Genomic DNA, 2522 nt, shown 5'->3' on the forward strand with positions numbered 1-2522 from the left:
CCGCCGCCGCCCGGCGTGCCCGCCCCGGCCGGGCGGTCGCTGACCGAGCGGCGCATGATCTGGCATCCCGACTCCAGCCTGCCCGCCATCGGCCGCCCCACCTCCGCCGGCGGCCGGGTCACCGTGCCCATGACCTCGGCCGGGCGGCAGCTCGGCGTGCTGGAGATCTGCTGGCCGCGCGCGCTGCCGCCGCGTCCGCCCAGGATCGAGCGGCAGATCGAGGCGCTGGCCGAGTTGTGCGCGCACACGCTGGACGCGCCGTTCGCGACTCTCGCGCCCGCCACGTCCGCCAGGACGGAGATCGTGGACCTGGCCGACACGCTGCCCGATCCGGCGCTGGTGCTGCGGGCGCACCTGGGCGCGGACGGCGAGCCGGCCGACTTCCGGGTCCGGCACGTCAACGAGCGGATCACCGCCGGTGACGGGCTGCTGCTGGAGGCGTATCCGCTGGTGCCCGGCTCGCTGCTGCTGGAGGTCTGCCCCGTGGCCGCCGAGGGCCTGTTCGCGCGGCTGGAGCACGTCCACGCCACCGGCGCGCCGTTCCGCGCCGAACGGATGCCGTTCGCCCTGACCACGACCGGCGTGGCCGACGTCAGCATCACCCGCCACGGCGACAGCATGCTGCTGGTGTGGCGCGAGCACGACGAGGACGCCCGGCTGGCGGGGCTGCTGGAGCACGCGCAGCGGCTGGGCCGCATCGGCGGCTTCGAGGAGAACGCGCTCACCGGCCAGATCACCTGGAACGCCCAGCTCTACTCCCTGTACGGCCGCACGCCCGGCGACCCGCCGATTCCCTTGGAACGCCTGCGCGACCACGCCCACCCCGACGACGAGGTCGCCCTGGGCCGCTTCCTGCGCACGGTGCTGCACCACCGGCGCTTCGCGGCCACGGCGTTCCGGCTCCAGCGCGCCGACGGGGTGGACCGCCACATGCGGGTGGTGGCCGAGCCGGTCTTCGGGCACGACGGGCGGCTGATGGCGGTCCGGGGGGCGTACCAGGACATCTCCTCCCAGCACTGGACGGAGGTCGCGCTGGCCGTCACCCGCGACCAGCTCGCCCACACCGAGGAGCAGTCGGCCGCGCGCGACCGCCTGGCCCTGCAACTGCAGCAGGCCATCATGCCGCCCTCGCACGGCCGGATCGACTCGCTCGGGCTGCGCATCGCCGTCCGCTACCGGCCCGCGCAGAAGGAGCACCTGGTCGGCGGCGACTGGTACGACGCGGTCGCGCTCCCCTCGCGGCAGGTGCTGCTGTCGGTGGGCGACGTGGCCGGGCACGGCGTGGAGGGGGCCACGGGCATGGTGATCCTGCGCAACGCGCTGCGCGGCCTGGCCGCCACCGGGGCGGGCCCGGCCCAGCTCCTGTCCTGGCTCAACCAGGTCGCCCACCACCTCGCCGACCGCATGACCGCCACCGCCGTCTGCGGCCTGTACGACCCGCCGACCAGGACCCTGCGCTGGGCCAGGGCGGGCCACCTTCCGCCCATCCTGCTGCGCGAGGGCGACGGGACGGAGCTGGCGCTGGTCAAGGGGCCGCTGCTGGGGGCCTTCACCGACGCCAGGTACGAGGAGGGGCTGGTGCGGCTGCGGGCCGGCGACACGCTGCTCATGTACACCGACGGGCTGATCGAGCGGCGCGACCACAACCTGCGGCACGCCCAGGACCGGCTGCTGGCCATCGCCAGACGTCCGGCGGCCACCCTCGACCACCGCCTCGACGACCTGCTCACGCACTGCAACTCCGACACCGACGACGACACCTGCCTCGTCGGCGTGCACGTCACCTGACCGCCGGACCCGACCGCAGGACCCGACGATGGGGCTGGGCCGCCGGATCGGGCCGTCAGGGCAGGCCGGCGAGGCGGAAGCCGTGCCGCCGGGGATTTCGTGCGGCGGCCCGGCTGGGGCATGCTTGATCCAGTGGACTTCCATGACGCGGACCGGCTGCTGGCCGACGCACGCGCGCTGCTCGACGAGCACGGCTCGGTGCGCGCGCAGGCCGCGCACGCGCTCGACGCGCTGCGCCGCGACCTGGCCAGGGCCGGGCTGGAGGCCGTGCCCGTCTCCCGGCTGAAGGACGTGACCGACGGGCGGCTGCGCGTCGGCACGCTGGAGAAGGCCGGCTACACGACGGTGCGGCAGGTGCTGGAGACGACGCCGTACCAGCTGCAGCTGCTGCCGGGGATCGGCGCGCGCACGGCGGGACAGATCCACGCGGCCGCCCGGCAGATCGAGATGGCCGCCGCCGAGGCCGCGAGCCTGCGGCTCGACGTGGACCAGCCCGACCACCACACCACCGAGCTGGTGATCGCCCTGCACCGCCTGGTGAACGTGGGCCCCGCGCTGGCCCGCGCCCTCGCCGCCGCCCGCAACGTGGCCGGGCGGCTGGAGCCGTTGCTGGCCGAGGCGCGCCCGGCGCGCAGCCGGCTGCGGATGGCGCTCACCCTCCCCCGGCGGCGCCGGCGGGCGCGGGCGGGGGTGGCGGCGATCCAGGGGCTGCTGGCCGGGGTCGGGGGGCGGCT

Annotated in this window: 2 protein-coding genes; both read left to right on the forward strand. The window is 76.0% G+C overall.

What is annotated here, in order from left to right; translation table 11 throughout:
- Positions 1-1788, forward strand: a 1788-nt coding sequence (locus tag ABFX54_RS56310) for a PP2C family protein-serine/threonine phosphatase (protein ID WP_346115556.1), incomplete at its 5' end; no start/stop codon positions are given.
- Positions 1789-1920: 132 nt separating this feature from the next.
- On the forward strand, positions 1921-2522 hold a 602-nt coding region (locus tag ABFX54_RS56315; protein WP_346115557.1), incomplete at its 3' end, for a helix-hairpin-helix domain-containing protein.

The organism is Nonomuraea maheshkhaliensis (assembly GCF_039529435.1).
GTDB lineage: Bacteria > Actinomycetota > Actinomycetes > Streptosporangiales > Streptosporangiaceae > Nonomuraea > Nonomuraea maheshkhaliensis.